The organism is Anabaena sp. CCY 9613, assembly GCF_963920895.1.
Taxonomy (GTDB): Bacteria; Cyanobacteriota; Cyanobacteriia; order Cyanobacteriales; family Nostocaceae; genus Cyanocohniella.
On sequence record NZ_CAWUDE010000005.1, the window covers coordinates 1 to 18,212 of the forward strand.

Here is an 18,212-nt window from a genome sequence, read left to right on the forward strand (position 1 = left end):
TCAGGTCACGGGTTCCCCTAAGCTTGATTTTTCCAATCTCAAATCCATCTGTAAATGTAATGTATTGGCGACACTCTGAAAGTGACCAACCACTTTGCTTATATTCTACAGATAGCCTAGTTTGGAATCGTCTAAACCTGGGGAATCCTTTCTTCCCTGGTATCTTCTTTTTACAATTATCAAAGAACCTTGATATTGCTGACCATGTTCTTTCTGCCATTGCCTGTCTTGCCGTTGAGTTGAGTTTTTTAACCCACGGAAAGTCAGGGTTGTCGGCTAGAACTTTGGTGTATTTATTCAAGTCGTAACCAGTTTTTGCATGACCATTTATCCAGTAGCGCAAGGAAGAATTTCTAACAAAAAGAGCAGTCCTTAAGGCTTCATTTACCTTAAGTGACTGCTCTTTTGTTATCTCCACTTTTACTTCGTAGACTATCATTCTTTTGTTTGGTTACTGTTAAGTACAGTACCATTATTTTGTCAAAAACTCAACTACCCTGTTATACTCATTTCGTGACACGAAATATTTTCTAACAGGGTGTTTCGTTTTTAACCGCTATTCATGAGGCAGTGCGGTCTTGGGGGTTTCCCCCATGAGCAACTGCCGTCTCCCGCTAAATGCTGGTGCATTGTAACGGGATTCTTCTAGCTTGATTAGATAAAATACCCTACTTCTAGATGCAGTAGGGTATCTGAGTAGTTCTATTTTTGATGATTGCGATCACGTAAGATTTGTATAGAAAATGACTATCATTTTTTTATCAGCAAGGAACCCAGGTACCCTTAACTAGACAAATTTCTTGTACACGTTTACCTGGGAGAGTTACTGAACCCTCTGAAGCATCTTCTGTAACTTCTTGTCCTTCAAAAGCATCATTTAATTCAATTTGATGAGAATCGACACTGTTCGGCAATTCTGGGGAATTGTCTACAGCACCATCGTCAGACTGATTTAGGCTTTCAATAGTCTCATTTTGCATATCTTCTGTTAACTGCTGTTGTAGGTTTTGAGATTCCATGAATTTTCTCCTTACAAGCTTGTAGATGTATAAACTTATCGTTTGATTTACTAATGAGTGCTTCATTTTGGCTTGCGGAGATTACGGAATAGTTTACAAAACTACATATTATTTTTTGGGTTATGTTCTCAAATAGGCTAGAGGGGAAGGATTTTTACGTTTTTGTTATGTGATTGCTCACCTAAACATTAAGCTTTATCGTTATGTATCCACATAGAAAAGGCGATCGCAGATTATTATCCGAGTGCGATCGCCTGACCTCATCTCCCTAATTCTTAATCCCAGTCGCAGCGATACCCCGAATAAACTGACGCTGACCGATGAGGAATAGCACCATCACCGGTACAGTCGCTATAGTTACAGCCGCCATCATCAACGGCCAGTTATTGGTAAATTGCTCTTGAAACTCTGCTAAAGCCAACTGCACCGTTCTTAATTCCGGTCTTGTGGTAAATACCAAAGGCTTAAACAAATCGTTCCATTCAGCAATGAAGGTGAACAAAAACAGCGTCACCAGTGCTGGACGGGCTAAAGGTAACATAACTTGCCACAAAATTTGCAATCGGTTCGCCCCATCGATGGTTGCGGCTTCTTCCAACTCTACGGGAATTGTCTGGAAATATTGACGTAACAAGAAAATGCCAAAGCCGTTGACAGCAGTGGGTAAAATCAACGCCCAGTAGGTATTAATCATGTGTCCCCACTTCAACACCAAGAAGATGGGTATCACCAATAATTGAAAAGGAATGACCAACGTAGCCAAGACAACCAGTAACAGCGCTTGTTTGCCTCGAAACTTCAACCGGGCCAAGGCGTAACCAGCCAATGCCGAAGTGACCATCTGAAAAGCCGTCACAGCCATCGCCACTAAGGTAGAATTAGCAAACGCAATTAAAAATCTACCTCGTTCCCAAGCGTCGCGGTAATTAGCTAAAGTCCAATCATTTTTGGTTAAACCTTCTACAGTCCCTCCAGGAGGGGAAAAAGAGGTGAGAAAGACCACAAGCAGCGGTAGTAGGACAACAAATGCGCCCAATAGCAGCACTCCTAGCCTCAAAAAGTTGCCAGATTTTGGATTCCAGTTTGATTTGGACATGAGTTATGCGTTAAAGCTTTGTTTTAAGTACTAGAGCATCGTCCCCTGCAAGAGCTAATCTATAACATAGTGACTTGTTAAGTTAAATTAAACCATAGTGATCATTACCCTAAGTTAATGGGGAAAATTGAATTTTTGTATCAAATGATTCAAGTTTACAGGAGTAAACATACCATGCAGCAGCTTGCACCCGAATTAAACCTTGATTTCCAGAGCGAATCTTATAAAGATGCTTACAGTCGCATCAATGCCATCGTCATTGAAGGGGAACAAGAAGCCTATGAAAATTACATCAGATTAGCAGAACTGCTGCCGGCAGATAAAGATGAGCTGATTCGGTTATCGAAAATGGAAAGTCGCCACAAAAAAGGTTTTGAAGCTTGTGGGCGCAATCTCTCAGTCACGCCGGATATGCAATTCGCTCAAGAGTTTTTCTCTGGACTACACGAAAACTTCCAAACAGCGGCGGCCCAAGGCAAAGTAGTCACTTGCTTACTGATTCAGTCTTTGATTATTGAATGCTTTGCGATCGCAGCATACAACATCTACATTCCCGTTGCCGATGATTTTGCTCGTAAAATCACTGAAGGAGTGGTAAAAGATGAATATAGTCATCTCAACTTTGGAGAAGTGTGGTTGCAAGAACATTTTGCCGAAGCCAAGACAGAATTAGAAGCAGCTAATCGCCAAAACTTACCCATAGTTTGGAAAATGCTCAACAAAGTAGAAAATGATGCCCACACCTTAGCAATGGAAAAAGAAGCTTTAGTAGAAGATTTCATGATTCAATACGGTGAAGCCCTAAGTAACATTGGCTTTACCACCAGAGACATCATGCGGATGTCAGCCTACGGACTCACAGCAGCTTAAGAAGTAGTTAGGTGCTGAGTGCCTAAAAAGGCTATTTCCAGTGCAAAATACTTGCGACAACATCCTCAGCACTATCTGAGTTACCCCGAAGACATCTGACGCTTTGTTTACTTTTTTTTCAGAGTCATACCAATTTGCCAAAAGCATCCCACAGATATAAACCAGGAAACTAGGATAAAGTCTGGCTTTTTTAATTACGAATTACGTAGGCGCAAGCCTTCTTGCAGGGTATTACGAATTACGAATTGGTATTTTTCCCACCCACCATTTAACGCTTTCGACAAAGCATACGCCTAATACATCAATACATGTTTGGTCTAATTGGACATCTGACAAGTTTAGAACACGCTCAAGCGGTAGCTAAAGAATTGGGTTACCCAGAATATGCCGATCAAGGGTTGGATTTTTGGTGCAGCGCCCCGCCGCAAATTGTTGATAATATCACAGTTACCAGTGTGACTGGGCAGACAATTGAAGGGCGGTATGTAGAATCTTGCTTTTTGCCGGAGATGCTGGCCCATCGCCGCATCAAAGCCGCAACACGTAAAATTCTCAACGCTATGGCCCATGCTCAAAAGCATGGCATTAATATCACTGCTTTAGGGGGGTTTTCCTCAATTATCTTTGAAAACTTTAAATTAGAGCAGTTTAGCCAAGTCCGCAACATCAAACTAGAGTTTGAACGCTTCACCACAGGAAATACTCACACTGCTTACATTATTTGTCAGCAGGTGGAGCAAGCGTCACAACAAATAGGAATTGATTTGTCGAAAGCGACTGTTGCTGTATGTGGGGCCACAGGTGACATTGGCAGCGCCGTCACCCGCTGGCTAGATGCCAAAACAGATGTCAAGGAACTTTTGCTAATAGCCCGTAACCATGAACGTCTCAAAGAATTACAAGATGAACTGGGACGAGGCAAAATCATGGCTTTGGATGAAGCACTCCCCGAAGCTGATATTGTCGTGTGGGTTGCCAGTATGCCCAAAGGTGTAGAAATTGACTTTAAAGGCTTGAAGCAGCCCTGTTTACTAATTGATGGTGGCTATCCTAAAAACTTAGCTACAAAAATTCAGCACCCTGGTGTACACGTGCTAAATGGTGGGATTGTAGAGCATTCTCTGGATATTGACTGGAAAATTATGAAAATAGTCAATATGGATGTGCCAGCACGCCAGTTGTTTGCTTGTTTTGCTGAATCAATGCTGCTGGAATTTGAGAAGTTATACACGAACTTTTCTTGGGGGCGCAATCAGATTACCGTAGACAAAATGGAGCAGATTGGTCAAGCATCAGTGAAACACGGATTTAGACCACTGCTAGTTGAGACGTTAGTCGTGAGTTAATTACTCATGAATTAATACCAGTGTACTACTATACCCACCTTGAACAACTCCACAATCAACACTCATAACTTGTACGATGGCAACTACCGAGCGCAAACCGCTACTGTTAGATTTTGAAAAGCCACTAGCAGAACTGGGCAACCGAATTGATCAAATTCGGCAACTTGCAGAAGAAAACGGCGTCGATGTTTCTGGTGAAATTCGTAAATTAGAAACACGGGCCATGCAGCTACGGGAGGAAATTTTCAGTACTCTGTCTCCGTCTCAGCGCCTGCAAGTAGCTCGTCATCCTCGTCGCCCGAGTACTCTTGATTACATTCAGTCCATTAGTGATGAATGGATGGAGTTGCATGGCGATCGCTGTGGTGGTGACGATCCAGCTTTAGTTGGTGGTGTAGGTCGTTTGGGCGGACAACCAGTGGTGATGTTAGGTCATCAAAAAGGCCGCGACACCAAAGATAATGTGGCCCGTAACTTCGGTATGGCTTCCCCTGGTGGTTACCGCAAAGCATTGCGCTTAATGGAACACGCCAATAAATTTAGTATGCCGATTATCACCTTTATCGATACCCCTGGTGCTTGGGCAGGTATCGAAGCCGAACATCAAGGTCAAGGGGAAGCGATCGCCTACAATTTACGGGAAATGTTTTGCTTTGATGTGCCCATTATCTGCACAGTTATTGGCGAAGGCGGTTCTGGTGGTGCTTTAGGTATTGGCGTAGGCGATCGCCTGATGATGTTTGAACACGCCGTTTATACTGTAGCTACTCCCGAAGCCTGTGCCGCTATTTTGTGGAAAGATGCTAGCAAGTCTCCCCAAGCCGCGGTGGCCCTCAAAATTATTTCCCACGACCTGAAAAATCTGGGTATCATCGACCAAATATTGCCAGAACCCATTGGTGGCGCTCATTCCGACCCCCTACAAGCTGCCACAACTCTCAAGCAAGCTTTGTTAGACAATCTAGATGAACTCAGTCGGTTAACATCTCAAGAACGCCGCCAACTGCGCTATGATAAATTCCGCAAAATTGGCGTTTTTACCGAAGTTGCCCACTAACACCGAGGGAAATAACGGATTAATTCAACAGCAATGCTATAATTGCCTATGGCTACGTAAAGATTTTTAACAATCTAGTCAGCCATAGGCATTTATATTGTCAGCCAATCGACTCGATTTCACGAGCGGTTGATCTGATATTTCAATAATCAAGATTGAAAATATGATATAAATTCCCAGGCTAAAGATCTGTTGTCCTAACTTGGGAAACAACTGACGGGCAAAAATACCCACTTTCGCAGAAAAAAGTAGCAGTTATCAACCAGAAATCATGGGAATTTAAGGTTAATTTAATCTACCCCATTCGTAAGATTTAGATAATTTGTCTAGAAAAAAGCTTTCGGAACAGCCAAAAATTGGGAGAGCGCATGAGTGTTGAAAAACGACGTGCCCTAATCACTGGGGCCAGTAGTGGAATTGGCAAAGCAACAGCTTTAGAATTCGCCAAGGCGGGAATTGATGTCGCCTTAGTGAGCCGTTCTGTGGATAAATTGGAGACAGTAGCAGCAGCAGCCAGGCATACAGGAGTGACAGCCACAGCCTACGCCGTAGATTTAGCTAATGTATCTCAAGTAAAAGCAAACATCCAGGCGATCGCCCTTGATTTTGGGGGTATAGATATCTTGGTAAACAATGCTGGTATAGGATACACAGCCACCTTAAGTGAAACCCCCTTAGAAGATTGGCAACAAGTAATTAACTTAAACCTGACCAGCGTCTTTCAATGCATGATGGGAATTTTACCCGGAATGCGCGAACGTGCTACAGGCACAATCATCAACGTCGCCTCTATCGCTGCCAAACAAGCCTTTCCTGGTTGGGGAGCTTACAGCGTCAGCAAAGCCGCCTTAATGAGCTTATCTCAAACCCTAGCGCAAGAAGAACGCGCCCACGGCATACGTGTCACCGCCATTTATCCTGGTGCTGTCAACACCGAAATCTGGGACACAGAAACCGTCAACGCCGACTTTGACCGCTCCAAAATGTTAACCCCAGAAATCGTAGCGCAAACAATTTTATACACAGCCTTACTACCACAGCAAGCCGTCATCGACGAATTGACCCTAATGCCCAGCGCAGGCGCTCTTTAATTAACTCTTTGCTCCTTTGCACGCCAGTTACTTTAAGTCGGCGGAGCCGACGACAGTTGCTTTATGCCGGGAAACCCGTCCACCGCACTGGCTCGCCTTTGCGCCTTTGCGTGTTAGCGCAGCGGGGCGTAAGCCCGAAAAATCTCAATAATTCCCAACATAACCAAGAATTAAATCATGACTATTGCCAGTTCCAACGGTTCTAACAGCTCAAAATCTCCCTTAATTCCCGACTTAGCAGAAGCCATCAGCCCCAAACCCGACCGTAACACCCACAACGGCAGACAACCAGAATTGCACTTACCTTCAGGAGAAGAGAAAGAAGCAATGATGGATGCCGTCAGAGCAATACTAGTAGGAGTTGGAGAAGATCCAGAACGGGAAGGGCTACTGAAAACACCCAAGCGTGTAGCAGAAGCCATGCAATTTCTTACCAGCGGCTACAACCAATCTCTAGAAGAACTCCTCAACGATGCCATCTTTGATGAAGGACATAACGAGATGGTATTAGTCAGAGATATTAACTTCTTTAGCCTCTGCGAACACCACATGCTGCCTTTCATGGGGAGAGCGCACGTTGCTTATATCCCCAACCAAAAAGTAGTGGGACTAAGTAAACTAGCCCGCATAGTCGAAATGTACTCCCGCCGCTTACAAGTCCAAGAAAGACTAACCCGGCAAATAGCCGAAGCAATCCAGACCATTCTCGAACCTCAGGGTGTTGCAGTAGTGATGGAAGCCAGCCATATGTGCATGGTCATGCGTGGCGTGCAAAAACCCGGTTCTTGGACAGTCACCAGCGCCATGGTTGGTGCGTTTCAGGAAGAGCAAAAAACCCGCGAAGAATTCTTTAACTTGATTCGTCACCAACCGGCGTTCTTTTAGGAAGTGGGGAGTGGTGAGTGGGGAGTAGACTGACGCTCACGGCGAAGCCAACTCCCTACTCCTTAATTTCTCAAACAGCAATGCTACCTTATCTAAATCCTTATCCCCTGGCTCGAGTTCTACACCACTAGATAAATCTATACCGTCGGGTTGAACTTGATTTAAGGCATCTACAACATTATCTGGTGTCAGTCCCCCGGCTAACAACCAAGGACAAGTGGGTTTAAATTGCTGTAGCATTTGCCAGTCTAGAGTTTGGCCTGTACCGCCTAACTGTTGGGGATGGTAGGCATCAAGGAGTAATGTATCTACGTACTTAATGTAATTAGAGACTTGATTAAGCTGCTCTAAACTACGTACCCTTACAGCCTTAATAATTTCTCTATTTGGTAAACTTTGACGCAACTGATAGCAAAATTCTAGTGACTCATCACCATGTAACTGAACACCAGTTAACCCAGAATCTATAGCTATCTGGACGATTTCGGGAATGCTGAGATTAGCAAAAACACCGATTTTGTCAATATTTTTCGGTAATTGTGCCACTGCTGCCCGAATTTGCTCCGTGGTAACGTATCGGGGTGAAGTAGGTACACAAATAAATCCTAGTGCCGTTGCGCCTAGAGAAGCGATCGCTACAGACTGTTGTGGTTGAGTAATGCCGCAAATTTTAACCCGCATATAAATTTGAGATATTGGGGACTGAAAAAAGGTCTAAGTTTTACTAAAACTGTTCGGTTGTTTCCTGTAGAACTTTATAATTTTGGAGGTCTACATTAATTGTGTCATTTAGGAGATACCAGTATGATTTCATCAACCTTACTAGCAGTGCAATCCACCGTTCCCCCAACTCCAGCATGGAATCCAACGGTTGCTATCATTATTGGCATCAGCTGTTTCGTAGTACTTTTGCTTTCTACCAAAATTGAGCAACCCCAAGTTGGGCCCAAATTGCCTGTTCTACCAGTTAGTGTCCCCACATTCATCGGTGCAATGGCTTTCGGTCATATTATCGGCGTTGGTATTGTTTTAGGACTAACTAATATCGGTCGTCTGTAGGTTTCAAAGGAGTGGGGACTAGGGACTAGGGGTTAGGAGACAAGAACAAAAATCTTCCTCATCTCCCCTTATCCCCAACATCCCAACAGTCGGTATGGTTTTGAGATTGCCCAATCTTGGCTGCACTATTTAGTTTTGTTTCTCTCCAATTCAGCCAATAGTGTCCGGAATCGCTACAAGTCAAAGATGACAGTCGGAAATCCCCACCCTCAGACGTTCGTGCTGGGGGTTTATAGTATGTCAATCTAGATGTGAGGGCAGCTTTTTCGTAATTCGTAATTCCGTTACAACAGGGGTTTTCTGGGTTAGGAATGAGTACTTTATGAAAACGAGGCTGTACTCTTCCATCAGTAATAATTGTCTAAATGTTATTTTAGCGTATAAAAACACATCAGTATTTGCACTATGAATTTTTGAAAATATTGAGCTTAAAGACATATCTAGTATTAGGAAAAAGTAATGCAAACAAATTGGAGAATTGGGTCTTTATTTGGCATTCCCCTATTTTTAGACCCGCTATGGTTTGTAATTTTAGGGCTAGCCACCCTTAACTTTGGGGTAGCTTACCAAGAATGGGGAACTGCTATCGCTTGGAGTGCGGGAATGGGGATGGCACTGCTGCTATTTGCTTCGGTGTTGTTGCACGAATTAGGTCACAGTTTGGCAGCGCGATCGCAAGGTATTAAAGTTAATTCTATTACCTTATTTCTATTTGGTGGGATTGCTGCCATCGAAGAAGAATCGAAAACTCCAGGAAAAGCTTTTCAAGTAGCCATCGCCGGGCCTTTAGTCAGTATTGCTCTATTCTTGTTGCTGAGTCTAGCTAATAATATTACACCCGATGCTAGCCCCATCAGTGAAATGGTTACAGATTTAGCGAGAATTAACTTAGTAGTCGCGCTATTTAATTTGATTCCCGGCTTACCTCTAGATGGGGGGCAAGTGTTAAAAGCAGCACTCTGGAAAATCACAGGCGATCGCTTTCAAGCTGTACATTGGGCAGCGAGGGCAGGGCAAATTTTAGGTTACAGTGCGATCGCCTTGGGTTTTGCTGTAGATTTCTTTACTAGAGAGTTAATCACTGGTTTGTGGATTGCGTTGATAGGTTGGTTTGCTGTGCGTAACGCCAACAGCTATGACCGTGTAACCACATTACAAGAAACTCTACTCAGTTTAGAAGCCAGCACAGCCATGACCCGTGATTTTCGTGTAGTTGATGCTGACCAGAGTTTACGTTCCTTTGCCGACTCTTACCTTTTAGACAGCAACGCCCCAAATATTTACTTTGCTGCTGCTGATGGGCGTTACCGGGGTATGGTAGCTATTGACGATTTACGCTTAGTAGAAAGAAGTGAATGGGAAAACCGAACTCTGCAAAGTCTTGTGCATCCCTTGACAGAAATCCCCACTGTTGCCGAATCTACTCCTCTGGCTGAAGTTATCAACAAGCTAGAAAATGAACAACTAGCTCGAATTACTGTGCTTTCGCCCGCTGGTGCGGTAGCTGGTATCATTGACCGGGGCGATATTGTGCGCGCTTTGGCAGAAAAGTTAAACTTACGCATAACTGATGCAGAGATTCAGCGGATCAAAGAAGATGGTAGTTACCCACCAGGGTTACAACTTGGGGTTATTGCCAAGTCAACTACAAATTCATTAAATTAGCAACTTTTAATCGCCGATAGTTAGGTTTTATCGGCGGTTACACTGTCAGTTTTCCCCAGTTAGCATCTGCCTTAAAATTTCTGGTAAATTAGCAATTTCTTGGATTAAATCATCGGGACTAAAGCCAAACATATTCAAAATAACGAGAATTACAAAAATAGCGATCGCACTACTAACAAATGTTTTTAATGTTTTCAGAACTGCTTGAAAGATGATAAATGCAACAATTAATGCAGCGATTAAAATGATTATATTAGTTGGCATTACAGTATGAATATTGAAATAATAATACTATAGCAGCAAACCCTATTTATTCGCCTTTATCCTAAATAGAAGTACTTTAGATAGTGGTAGTGATGACAAGAATTTCAAAATTTAGTGGCTGTCTGAGTAACTATTTAGTGATGGAATAGTTCACATATTTGGCTTATTCAACTAATTCTCTTGCTTGTCGTAAGACATCTTCATAAAGATGGTGACTCACCCAGTATTGGGCATGATCAATCATGGCATCTAACACTGGTTGAACTTGTGTAATTATTCCTCTATTTTTTGCCAATAAGAGAATACCTAAAGTCCCAACTACTTGTAATCCTAAGCTTTGAGCTACTTGACGTGCTTCACGTTCATCTAATAAAATTTGTGTTTGACTAGTTTCTAGTGCAAGACTAATTGCTTCGCGTTCACCTTCATCTAATTCTGGTGGTATATTAGGCGCTATGCTTGAGATGGGAATAACTTGCAACCATTTTGCGGAAATTGCTTGCAACACAAATTCTGATGCTGGAAATCCGGCCACAGTTGTTTCATCACAAACTGCTTGAGAAATAACAATTTGACCAAATGCAGCTTTCAAGATATCTAGACGATTAATAGCTGCAAAATTTATTAAAGGTGTAGCATTACAAACAACTGTCACAACTACTAAAAACCTGTATTAATAGTTTCAATATCCTGGGCTAAATCTGCTTCATTATAATGGCGTTCAATTTTATACTGGCCTAAAATTTGCTGAAATTCCCATACAGATAAGTTAGCTAAGTGACGCGCTTGAGCAAAAGTAAAAATATTTTGTGCATATAACTGTAGAGCTAATTCTAGACGAATAGCTTGTTCGCCTTGGTTTAAAGAATTGGGTGATATTTGCAAGTTTAGTGGCAGGGTAAAGGAAACCATGTGATACTCCTGTTAAGAGATTTTTATAACTAGGCTAATAATTAGAATTTTAACTGTTATATTGCTAAAGCTTCTTCCCATTCAGATTGCGAGAGCGGCTGCACATTTATCTGCATGGCAAAACAATCACAAGCGGCGTTAGTTAAAGCATTAATAATGTGATCTAACTCCAAATTTACAGGTAATTGCACAGATGTCGCAGATGCTTCCCCAAAAACTTGAGAAAACAATTCAATATCGGGTTGTAAACGGATAGAACCATGTTGCAGAATCACCTCACCTCGTCGCAACTGAGCGCTACCAATCAGTTTAGTCCCATCTGCTAATACTAAATCTGCACCTGTAGCTGTGCCAAAACAATTAGGATTGTGGATATAGCCTCGCCCAGTTGTACCGTAGCCCAATTCCACGCCAAGCGATCGCCATCCTTGAATTAAAAACTCACAAATTTTTGCGTATATCTCCAGGCGACTCCCACTGATTCCCGAAGTAATCACAGCATACGTTAAATCACCTTGATGTAGTACCGCCCTACCACCAGTAGGACGGCGTACTAAATCTAATTTTTGACCCCGCCAAAGCAAATTTGTCCAAAATTCAGGATATTGACGTTGATGATAGCCGAGGGAAATGGCAGGTGGCGACCATGTATAAAATCGCAGAGTCGGGGGGTGTTGTCCCGATTGGTGCTGTTCTAACAACCAACGGTCAATCGCCATCTGCACATCGCCAGCAGCGTCTAGCAAGGGAATTAGTCGCCAAACCTGCTGACTATGAAAGTTTTCAATTGAATTTAACACTGATGTGGGTTACGTTAAGCAGCACCAAACTGAGATTGTAAAACTTCATCGTTGTCATCAGCAATAGTTGCCACAATGGTAATTAACCGTGAGACTTCAGCTGGTGATAACTCTTCTAAGATACGTGTCGATATGACAACTACCCGATTGTCAATGATCCCAAAACGGGCTTCTAAAGTACTAGAACAGTTCATTTCCAAAAGATGTCGCATTAATTTAGGTTCATCTTTCGCAGGTAAGTTTAGTACCGCCGACCAAACTGTGATGGTATCTTCATCACTTGTTCCAGTGAGTTGGACAAACACTTCCACAGTACCGTAATTAAACTTCCAGAGATAGCCACCCTCTGGGCTATGACTCACCATCGCACTCTCATCTTGTTCTAGAGTACCGATGACACTTTCAATGACTTCCACATGGTTGACGGTTAACGTATCCACGTTTAGTCCGTTGCTAAGTAGGGTTTCTTGGTAGCTTGTCATACAGATTTTTGGCTCAATATAGTTAATGTTTCATCTACACATACTTTATAGCTTGTGCAGAAGGTTTAGTTGTAGTTCCTGAGGTAATACTCTGGTCATCAGTCATACCCACATCTGGGGATATTAGTTATTACAGTAATAACTCTGACGTTTTATTTTGCTAAAAATTACCTGTAAGATAACTCTTACTGCACCTGCATTCCCGCAACGGTGTACCAACTCGAAAGTTTAAGGATGTGCTAAGATATGTCCTCTTTTCCCCAAACTTTGCCCAGTCGTGATGTTCGTCAATTAGGTATTAATTTAAATCACTGGTATGTGGTGGCACGTAGTAGTGAAGTAACAAATAAGCCTGTAGGTATAGTAATTTGGCAACAGGCGATCGCACTTTATCGAGATAGTGCAGGTACAATTCACGCCTTAGAAGACCATTGTCCCCACCGCCAAGTTAAACTCAGTCACGGGCAGGTAATTGGTAACGAATTAGAATGTGCATATCACGGTTGGCGCTTCAACTCATCCGGTGCATGTACTGCTGTTCCCTACCTAGCAGTCAATCAGAAATTACCAAGTTGTCAAATTCGCCGTTACCTAGTTAAAGAACAAGACGGTTTTATTTGGTTATTTCCAGGAAATGCAGAACCTACTATAGAACCGATGGGTTTACCAGAGTGGGAACATCTTAATTATATTGCCACAGTTTCAGTTATTAATTGTCATGCCCATTATTCTTATTTAATTGAAAACTTGATGGATATGTATCACGGGCATTTACATAACGATTTACAGGCTTGGGCAGCAGCAGCTTTACAAGATATCGATGAAGATGATAATCGTATAGATGCTCATTACATAGCGCAAAGCTATTACAAAATAGATAAAATTTGGTCGATATCCCAGTTATTTTTTCCAGCATTGAGAAAATTACATCCTGAACCATTGGATGTGAGTTATGTGTATCCTCATTGGGTTTCTACCTTGGGACAAGATTTTAAAATTTATTGTTTATTGTGTCCAGTGAGTGAGACTCAAACCAAAGCTTATTTGATTCATTTCACCTCATTAAATGCCTTCTGGAGATTACATAAATTACCTGTATGGTTTCGGCAGTTTATCAAAAATAGTTTGTTTGGTGCAGCGCAAAAGTTACTTGATGGTTTAGTAGTTCAAGACGTGGAGATGATTGAAGAAGAACAGCAAGCGTATTTACAAAATCCTCAAAGGCGGAATTTTGAGTTAAATCGAGCCTTAGTAAGTGTACAAAGGTTGATGCGGAGTCAAGTGGAAAGGTTGGAGTAATTTTTCCTGAACGTATGGAAGCACAACCAAGGGAGATTAGGCGTTACATTACAGCTAATGGCAAAGTTCCTTTTACAGATTGGCTGGATGATCTGCAAGATAGAAAAGCCAAGGCTAAAATTAAAGAGAGGCTAAAACGAGTTAGCCTTGGCAATCTAGGAGATTCTAAATCAGTAGGAAAAGGTGTTTTTGAACTCAGGATTAATTATGGTTCTGGTTACCGAGTGTACTTTGGACAAATAAGTACAACAATTGTGCTTCTGTTATTAGGTGGAGATAAAAGTACTCAAGAAAAAGATATTTTTAAGGCACAAGAATATTGGGCAGACTATGAAGAAAGTAAAAATGCCGACTAGTGATAGTTACCAGAATTATCTCATTGAATCTCTTCAAGATCCTGAAGAGGCAGCTGCTTATATCGAGGCAATATTAGAAGCAGAGAATCCTGAGGCTGAACTTTTAACTTCTGCATTAAAGGATGTCATTGATGCTCAATTGAAAATTAACAATCTGTCACAGCCAGCAAAACTGAGATGGGAAAGACTTCACAAAATTTTGTTAAAGAGCGGTGGTAATGAGATTTACAGTTTGGTAGACCTACTAGATGCTCTTGGATTTAGATTAGAAGTAGTGAAAAAACCGTCTACTTGAAGTTGGAACATCAGTGAAAATCACAATGGAACACTTTAATTCCTGTTGGAGAACTAAGAGAAACTTGGGTTTTGATTTTAGATAAACATCCTAATATTTCACAACCGGGTTTAAAAAAGACATCTTTAATTAGAACTGATAAAATTGCCACGGTCAATGCATCGGTGTTTCAAAGGCAGTTAGGAACCTTGCCCTCAAATATATTACCTTTAGTACAGGCAGCACTGAAAATATCTCTTAAAATTAGTTAGATACTGCTGTCTAAGACAGGGCACAATAAAGATAGTAAAAGTGCCAACCCTCCATGAGTTATTGCCTAAATACCCGTTGTCCCAAGCCGGAAAACCCTGGTGATGTCAATTTTTGCCTGAGTTGTGGTTCTAAGTTACTCCTCAAAGAACGCTACCGCGCCATTAAACCTATTGGACAAGGTGGCTTTGGTAGAACCTTTCTAGCTGTGGATGAGGACAAACCCTCAAAACCACACTGCGTGATTAAGCAATTTTACCCCCAAGCCCAAGGGACAAATACTTTACAAAAAGCTGTGGAGTTATTTAACCAAGAGGCTATACAGTTAGATGAATTGGGTCAACATCCCCAAATTCCCGAACTCCAAGCATATTTTACCCACGATGATCGGCAATATCTCGTACAAGAATTTATCGATGGGCAAAATTTAGCCCAGGAATTGGCACAACATGGGGCTTTTAGTGAAACGCAGATATGGCAGTTACTCCATGATTTATTACCAGTACTGCAATTTTGTCATGCTAGACAAGTAATTCACCGCGATATTAAGCCAGAAAATATTTTACGCAATTCCAATGGCAAATTAGTATTAGTAGACTTTGGTGCTGCTAAATCTGCTAGTGGTACAGCCTTAAATAAAACTGGTACAAGTATTGGTACTCCCGAATATGTCGCCCCAGAACAAATGAGGGGTAGGGCGATTTTCGCTAGCGATATCTACAGTTTAGGCGCTACTTGTATTCATCTGTTAACCCAGCGATCGCCTTTTGATTCCTATGATATCAATAATGACGCTTGGATTTGGCAGCAATACTTACAAACTCCTGTAAGTCCTCAGTTGAGTCGCATTCTCGACAAGATGTTAGTCAGTATCCCCGTTCGGCGTTATCAAACAGCAAATGAAGTTATCCAAGATTTAAGTCAAAAGCCGCAGGTAGTCGCTACTCCACAAATATCAGCAAAACCTGTAATTCAGCCACCACCTACTGTGATTACTAAAACGCCTAGTCAAATTGATTTGGAACTAGAAGAAATGAAAACCCAGTTTTTGGGCGGTGGTAAACCCCAACAGCAGCAAGTAAATTCACCAAACCCCACTTCTGCGCCTACTCATCAAAGTGCCATAGATGAGGAATTGGCAGAATTAAAAGCCAAATATTTGGGCAATAATAATTCTCCAAATCCATAGGAATTTTTTAAACAATTGCTAAGTACGTCCAGAAAGTCTCAAGTAGTGCTGGGCCGCTAAACTAAAGTTATAGATGATAGTAAAAGTTAGACCTATTCAGGAATGCGACGATTTGCCTGAAACCAAGTAACCTGGATAAGTACGTCTGCTAATCGCATACTGATCAAGTCTGTTTATTTGCTGGATATTTGGCAATTAGTCTCATGATACAGATTCAGTCTGAACTAAAACACGTTGAAGAACTGCGCCAGTTGTTGCAGCAAGCTAGCTATGCTTATTACGTCTTAGACGCGCCAATTATGGAGGATGCTGTCTATGACCAACTGTATCGTGAATTGCATGAATTAGAAACTCAGTATCCAGAGTTATTGACACCGGATAGTCCTACTCAGCGCGTGGGTGAAAAGCCAGCAAAACATTTTACGTCTGTACGACACAATATCCCCCTGTACAGCTTGGAAAATGCGTTTAATCTTGATGAGTTGCAAACATGGGATCAGCGTTGGCGGCGACAAGTCCCACAAGTAGATGCGATGGAATATGTTGCAGAACTGAAAATTGATGGTTCTGCCTTGGCATTGACTTACGAAAATGGCATTTTAGTTAGGGGTACCACTAGGGGTGATGGCATAACAGGTGAAGACATCACCCAAAATGTGCGGACAATTCGCTCAATTCCCTTGCGGTTGAATTTTGATGGTTGTGAAAGTTGGGGAAAGGTGGAAATTCGCGGTGAAGCGTTTTTACCGCTGGAAGTATTTAAAGAAATCAACGCCGAACGACAAAAAGCAGGTGAACAGTTATTTGCTAATCCCCGCAACGCCGCTGCTGGTACACTCAGGCAATTAGACTCCCGCATTGTCGCCCAACGGCGGTTAGATTTTTTTGCTTATACGTTGCACATTTCCGGGATGGATGACGCGGCTGTAGCTAATACCCAATGGGAAGCTTTAGAGTTACTGGAAAAAATGGGTTTTCGAGTCAATTCCCAGCATAAATTGTGTGGCTCTTTAGTAGAAGTCGCAGAATATTACAAATACTGGGATACAGAACGGCTGAATTTACCTTACATGACCGATGGGGTGGTGGTGAAGCTCAATCGGTTTAAGTTGCAAGAACAACTAGGGTTTACGCAAAAATTCCCCCGGTGGGCGGTGGCGTTGAAGTATCCAGCCGAAGAAGCACCCACCCGTGTAGAAAATATTGCTGTAAATGTGGGCAGAACTGGGGCGTTAACTCCGTTGGCAGAAATGCGCCCAGTCCAATTAGCCGGGACTACTGTTTCCCGTGCTACTTTACACAATAGCGATCGCATTGTCCAATTAGATATCAGAATTGGTGATACTGTCATTGTTCGCAAAGCTGGAGAAATTATTCCCGAAGTGGTGCGGGTATTAACAGAACTGCGTCCTGATGATACTCAACCTTTTGAAATGCCTACCCATTGTCCAGTCTGTGGTCAACCTGTGGTACGAGAATCAGGGGAAGCTGTAACTCGATGTGTGAATGCTTCCTGTCCAGCAATTCTCAAAGGAGAAATTGAACATTGGGTGAGCCGGGATGCCTTAGATATTAAAGGCATGGGGGAAAAATTAGTCCATCAACTGGTGGATAGAGAGTTGGTGCATTCCGTTGCTGATTTGTATAACTTGACAACCGAGAAGTTGTGTGGGTTGGAAAGAATGGGGCAAAAATCCGCACAGAAATTAATCGATGCGATCGCTCAATCAAAAAACCAACCTTGGTCAAGGGTATTGTATGGTTTAGGTATCCGGCACGTGGGTAGTGTCAATGCCCAATTATTAACTCAGAAGTATCCCACAGTTGCACAGTTAGCAAATGCTAAACAATCAGATGTTGAGGGGATTTACGGTATTGGTGCCGAAATTGCCCAATCTGTATACCAGTGGTTCCGCATTGAGGCTAATCAAGTTTTAATTGAACGTTTGCAAGGTGCAGGGTTGCAATTAGCAGCTACTGAGGAAACAACTGTGGATACTGGTAATCAAAAGTTGGTGGGTAAGACTTTTGTAATTACTGGTACGCTGCCTAATTTAACGCGAGATGAGGCTAAGGATTTAATTCAAAAGGCTGGGGGGAAGGTGACTAATTCGGTGAGTAAGAAAACTGATTATTTGCTGGTTGGTGAAGATGCGGGTTCTAAGTTAGAAAAGGCACAGGCTTTGGGAATTACTCAGTTGACTGAGGCGCAGTTGTTGGAGATATTGGAAGATTAACCAACCGCAAAGAACACACGTGCAGCAATGCCCGTAAGGGC

Annotated in this window: 20 protein-coding genes and 1 pseudogene; 12 read left to right on the plus strand and 9 right to left on the minus strand. The window is 42.3% G+C overall.

Annotated features, from left to right (window positions below; translation table 11 throughout):
• From ACM0OT_RS07160 to ACM0OT_RS07170, 3 genes and pseudogenes are all read right to left on the minus strand, one after another.
• Nucleotides 1-439 (minus strand): annotated as a pseudogene (locus ACM0OT_RS07160) (RNA-guided endonuclease TnpB family protein); the annotation flags it as partial.
• A 322-nt stretch (nt 440-761) separates the two neighbouring features.
• Complete coding sequence (locus tag ACM0OT_RS07165; protein WP_414563709.1) at nt 762-1,019, minus strand: hypothetical protein; 258 nt, start codon at nt 1,017-1,019, stop codon at nt 762-764.
• Nucleotides 1,020-1,287: 268 nt separating this feature from the next.
• Nucleotides 1,288-2,115: a carbohydrate ABC transporter permease gene (locus tag ACM0OT_RS07170; RefSeq protein ID WP_414563710.1), complete on the minus strand. Its 828-nt coding sequence runs from the start codon at nt 2,113-2,115 to the stop codon at nt 1,288-1,290.
• Nucleotides 2,116-2,289: 174 nt separating this feature from the next.
• Between ACM0OT_RS07170 and ACM0OT_RS07175 the strand changes: the two genes are divergently transcribed.
• From ACM0OT_RS07175 to folE, 5 genes are all read left to right on the plus strand, one after another.
• Complete coding sequence (locus ACM0OT_RS07175) at nt 2,290-2,985, plus strand: aldehyde oxygenase (deformylating) (protein WP_414563711.1); 696 nt, start codon at nt 2,290-2,292, stop codon at nt 2,983-2,985.
• Between the two features lie 308 nt (nt 2,986-3,293).
• On the plus strand, nt 3,294-4,331 hold the full coding sequence (locus ACM0OT_RS07180) for a long-chain acyl-[acyl-carrier-protein] reductase (RefSeq protein ID WP_414542248.1): 1,038 nt from the start codon (nt 3,294-3,296) through the stop codon (nt 4,329-4,331).
• A 76-nt stretch (nt 4,332-4,407) separates the two neighbouring features.
• The gene (locus tag ACM0OT_RS07185; protein ID WP_414563712.1) at nt 4,408-5,388 is read left to right on the plus strand and encodes an acetyl-CoA carboxylase carboxyltransferase subunit alpha; all 981 of its coding nucleotides are present in this window, start codon (nt 4,408-4,410) and stop codon (nt 5,386-5,388) included.
• Nucleotides 5,389-5,756: 368 nt separating this feature from the next.
• A complete protein-coding gene (locus ACM0OT_RS07190) occupies nt 5,757-6,479 on the plus strand; it encodes an SDR family oxidoreductase (RefSeq protein WP_414563713.1) in 723 nt (240 codons plus the stop codon).
• Between the two features lie 177 nt (nt 6,480-6,656).
• Entirely contained in the window at nt 6,657-7,364 is a 708-nt protein-coding gene (folE, locus tag ACM0OT_RS07195; RefSeq protein ID WP_414563714.1) for a GTP cyclohydrolase I FolE, read from the plus strand.
• Between the two features lie 36 nt (nt 7,365-7,400).
• Here the strand turns inward: folE and ACM0OT_RS07200 are convergent, their stop codons facing one another.
• The gene (locus ACM0OT_RS07200; RefSeq protein WP_414563715.1) at nt 7,401-8,045 is read right to left on the minus strand and encodes a phosphoribosylanthranilate isomerase; all 645 of its coding nucleotides are present in this window, start codon (nt 8,043-8,045) and stop codon (nt 7,401-7,403) included.
• A gap of 123 nt (nt 8,046-8,168) precedes the next feature.
• Between ACM0OT_RS07200 and psaK the strand changes: the two genes are divergently transcribed.
• Nucleotides 8,169-8,423, plus strand: a complete 255-nt coding sequence (gene psaK / locus ACM0OT_RS07205; protein ID WP_414563716.1) for a photosystem I reaction center subunit PsaK — start codon at nt 8,169-8,171, stop codon at nt 8,421-8,423.
• 459 nt (nt 8,424-8,882) lie between these two features.
• A complete protein-coding gene (locus ACM0OT_RS07210) occupies nt 8,883-10,088 on the plus strand; it encodes a site-2 protease family protein (protein ID WP_414563717.1) in 1,206 nt (401 codons plus the stop codon).
• 45 nt (nt 10,089-10,133) lie between these two features.
• Here the strand turns inward: ACM0OT_RS07210 and ACM0OT_RS07215 are convergent, their stop codons facing one another.
• From ACM0OT_RS07215 to ACM0OT_RS07235, 5 genes are all read right to left on the minus strand, one after another.
• Entirely contained in the window at nt 10,134-10,352 is a 219-nt protein-coding gene (locus ACM0OT_RS07215) for a hypothetical protein (protein WP_414563718.1), read from the minus strand.
• 163 nt (nt 10,353-10,515) lie between these two features.
• Nucleotides 10,516-11,007, minus strand: coding sequence for a DUF3368 domain-containing protein (locus tag ACM0OT_RS07220; RefSeq protein ID WP_414563719.1), 492 nt, complete (start codon nt 11,005-11,007; stop codon nt 10,516-10,518).
• Between the two features lie 5 nt (nt 11,008-11,012).
• Nucleotides 11,013-11,264 (minus strand): UPF0175 family protein, encoded by a 252-nt coding sequence (locus ACM0OT_RS07225; RefSeq protein ID WP_414563720.1) that lies wholly within the window; start codon nt 11,262-11,264, stop codon nt 11,013-11,015.
• Between the two features lie 56 nt (nt 11,265-11,320).
• Entirely contained in the window at nt 11,321-12,064 is a 744-nt protein-coding gene (locus tag ACM0OT_RS07230) for a biotin/lipoate A/B protein ligase family protein (protein WP_414563721.1), read from the minus strand.
• A gap of 14 nt (nt 12,065-12,078) precedes the next feature.
• A complete protein-coding gene (locus tag ACM0OT_RS07235) occupies nt 12,079-12,546 on the minus strand; it encodes a YbjN domain-containing protein (protein ID WP_414563722.1) in 468 nt (155 codons plus the stop codon).
• A 246-nt stretch (nt 12,547-12,792) separates the two neighbouring features.
• Here ACM0OT_RS07235 and ACM0OT_RS07240 point away from each other — a divergent pair, with 246 nt between their 5' ends.
• From ACM0OT_RS07240 to ligA, 5 genes are all read left to right on the plus strand, one after another.
• Complete coding sequence (locus ACM0OT_RS07240) at nt 12,793-13,845, plus strand: Rieske 2Fe-2S domain-containing protein (RefSeq protein ID WP_414563723.1); 1,053 nt, start codon at nt 12,793-12,795, stop codon at nt 13,843-13,845.
• A 14-nt stretch (nt 13,846-13,859) separates the two neighbouring features.
• A complete protein-coding gene (locus ACM0OT_RS07245; RefSeq protein WP_414563724.1) occupies nt 13,860-14,201 on the plus strand; it encodes a type II toxin-antitoxin system RelE/ParE family toxin in 342 nt (113 codons plus the stop codon).
• Entirely contained in the window at nt 14,176-14,496 is a 321-nt protein-coding gene (locus ACM0OT_RS07250) for a DNA-binding protein (RefSeq protein WP_414563725.1), read from the plus strand. Before ACM0OT_RS07245 ends, ACM0OT_RS07250 begins: the two co-directional genes overlap by 26 nt.
• A gap of 304 nt (nt 14,497-14,800) precedes the next feature.
• On the plus strand, nt 14,801-15,934 hold the full coding sequence (locus ACM0OT_RS07255; RefSeq protein WP_414563726.1) for a protein kinase domain-containing protein: 1,134 nt from the start codon (nt 14,801-14,803) through the stop codon (nt 15,932-15,934).
• 203 nt (nt 15,935-16,137) lie between these two features.
• Complete coding sequence (gene ligA, locus ACM0OT_RS07260) at nt 16,138-18,171, plus strand: NAD-dependent DNA ligase LigA (RefSeq protein WP_414563727.1); 2,034 nt, start codon at nt 16,138-16,140, stop codon at nt 18,169-18,171.
• Nucleotides 18,172-18,212 lie beyond the last annotated feature (41 nt).

What these genes read in the sequence shown, in the direction of transcription:
- ACM0OT_RS07165 (WP_414563709.1), bottom strand. Translation starts at nt 1,019, where the DNA reads ATGGAATCTCAAAACCTACAACAGCAGTTAACAGAAGATATGCAAAAT.
- ACM0OT_RS07170 (WP_414563710.1), bottom strand. Translation starts at nt 2,115, where the DNA reads ATGTCCAAATCAAACTGGAATCCAAAATCTGGCAACTTTTTGAGGCTA.
- ACM0OT_RS07175 (WP_414563711.1), top strand. Translation starts at nt 2,290, where the DNA reads ATGCAGCAGCTTGCACCCGAATTAAACCTTGATTTCCAGAGCGAATCT.
- ACM0OT_RS07180 (WP_414542248.1), top strand. Translation starts at nt 3,294, where the DNA reads ATGTTTGGTCTAATTGGACATCTGACAAGTTTAGAACACGCTCAAGCG.
- ACM0OT_RS07185 (WP_414563712.1), top strand. Translation starts at nt 4,408, where the DNA reads ATGGCAACTACCGAGCGCAAACCGCTACTGTTAGATTTTGAAAAGCCA.
- ACM0OT_RS07190 (WP_414563713.1), top strand. Translation starts at nt 5,757, where the DNA reads ATGAGTGTTGAAAAACGACGTGCCCTAATCACTGGGGCCAGTAGTGGA.
- folE (WP_414563714.1), top strand. Translation starts at nt 6,657, where the DNA reads ATGACTATTGCCAGTTCCAACGGTTCTAACAGCTCAAAATCTCCCTTA.
- ACM0OT_RS07200 (WP_414563715.1), bottom strand. Translation starts at nt 8,045, where the DNA reads ATGCGGGTTAAAATTTGCGGCATTACTCAACCACAACAGTCTGTAGCG.
- psaK (WP_414563716.1), top strand. Translation starts at nt 8,169, where the DNA reads ATGATTTCATCAACCTTACTAGCAGTGCAATCCACCGTTCCCCCAACT.
- ACM0OT_RS07210 (WP_414563717.1), top strand. Translation starts at nt 8,883, where the DNA reads ATGCAAACAAATTGGAGAATTGGGTCTTTATTTGGCATTCCCCTATTT.
- ACM0OT_RS07215 (WP_414563718.1), bottom strand. Translation starts at nt 10,352, where the DNA reads ATGCCAACTAATATAATCATTTTAATCGCTGCATTAATTGTTGCATTT.
- ACM0OT_RS07225 (WP_414563720.1), bottom strand. Translation starts at nt 11,264, where the DNA reads ATGGTTTCCTTTACCCTGCCACTAAACTTGCAAATATCACCCAATTCT.
- ACM0OT_RS07235 (WP_414563722.1), bottom strand. Translation starts at nt 12,546, where the DNA reads ATGACAAGCTACCAAGAAACCCTACTTAGCAACGGACTAAACGTGGAT.
- ACM0OT_RS07240 (WP_414563723.1), top strand. Translation starts at nt 12,793, where the DNA reads ATGTCCTCTTTTCCCCAAACTTTGCCCAGTCGTGATGTTCGTCAATTA.
- ACM0OT_RS07245 (WP_414563724.1), top strand. Translation starts at nt 13,860, where the DNA reads ATGGAAGCACAACCAAGGGAGATTAGGCGTTACATTACAGCTAATGGC.
- ACM0OT_RS07250 (WP_414563725.1), top strand. Translation starts at nt 14,176, where the DNA reads ATGAAGAAAGTAAAAATGCCGACTAGTGATAGTTACCAGAATTATCTC.
- ACM0OT_RS07255 (WP_414563726.1), top strand. Translation starts at nt 14,801, where the DNA reads ATGAGTTATTGCCTAAATACCCGTTGTCCCAAGCCGGAAAACCCTGGT.
- ligA (WP_414563727.1), top strand. Translation starts at nt 16,138, where the DNA reads ATGATACAGATTCAGTCTGAACTAAAACACGTTGAAGAACTGCGCCAG.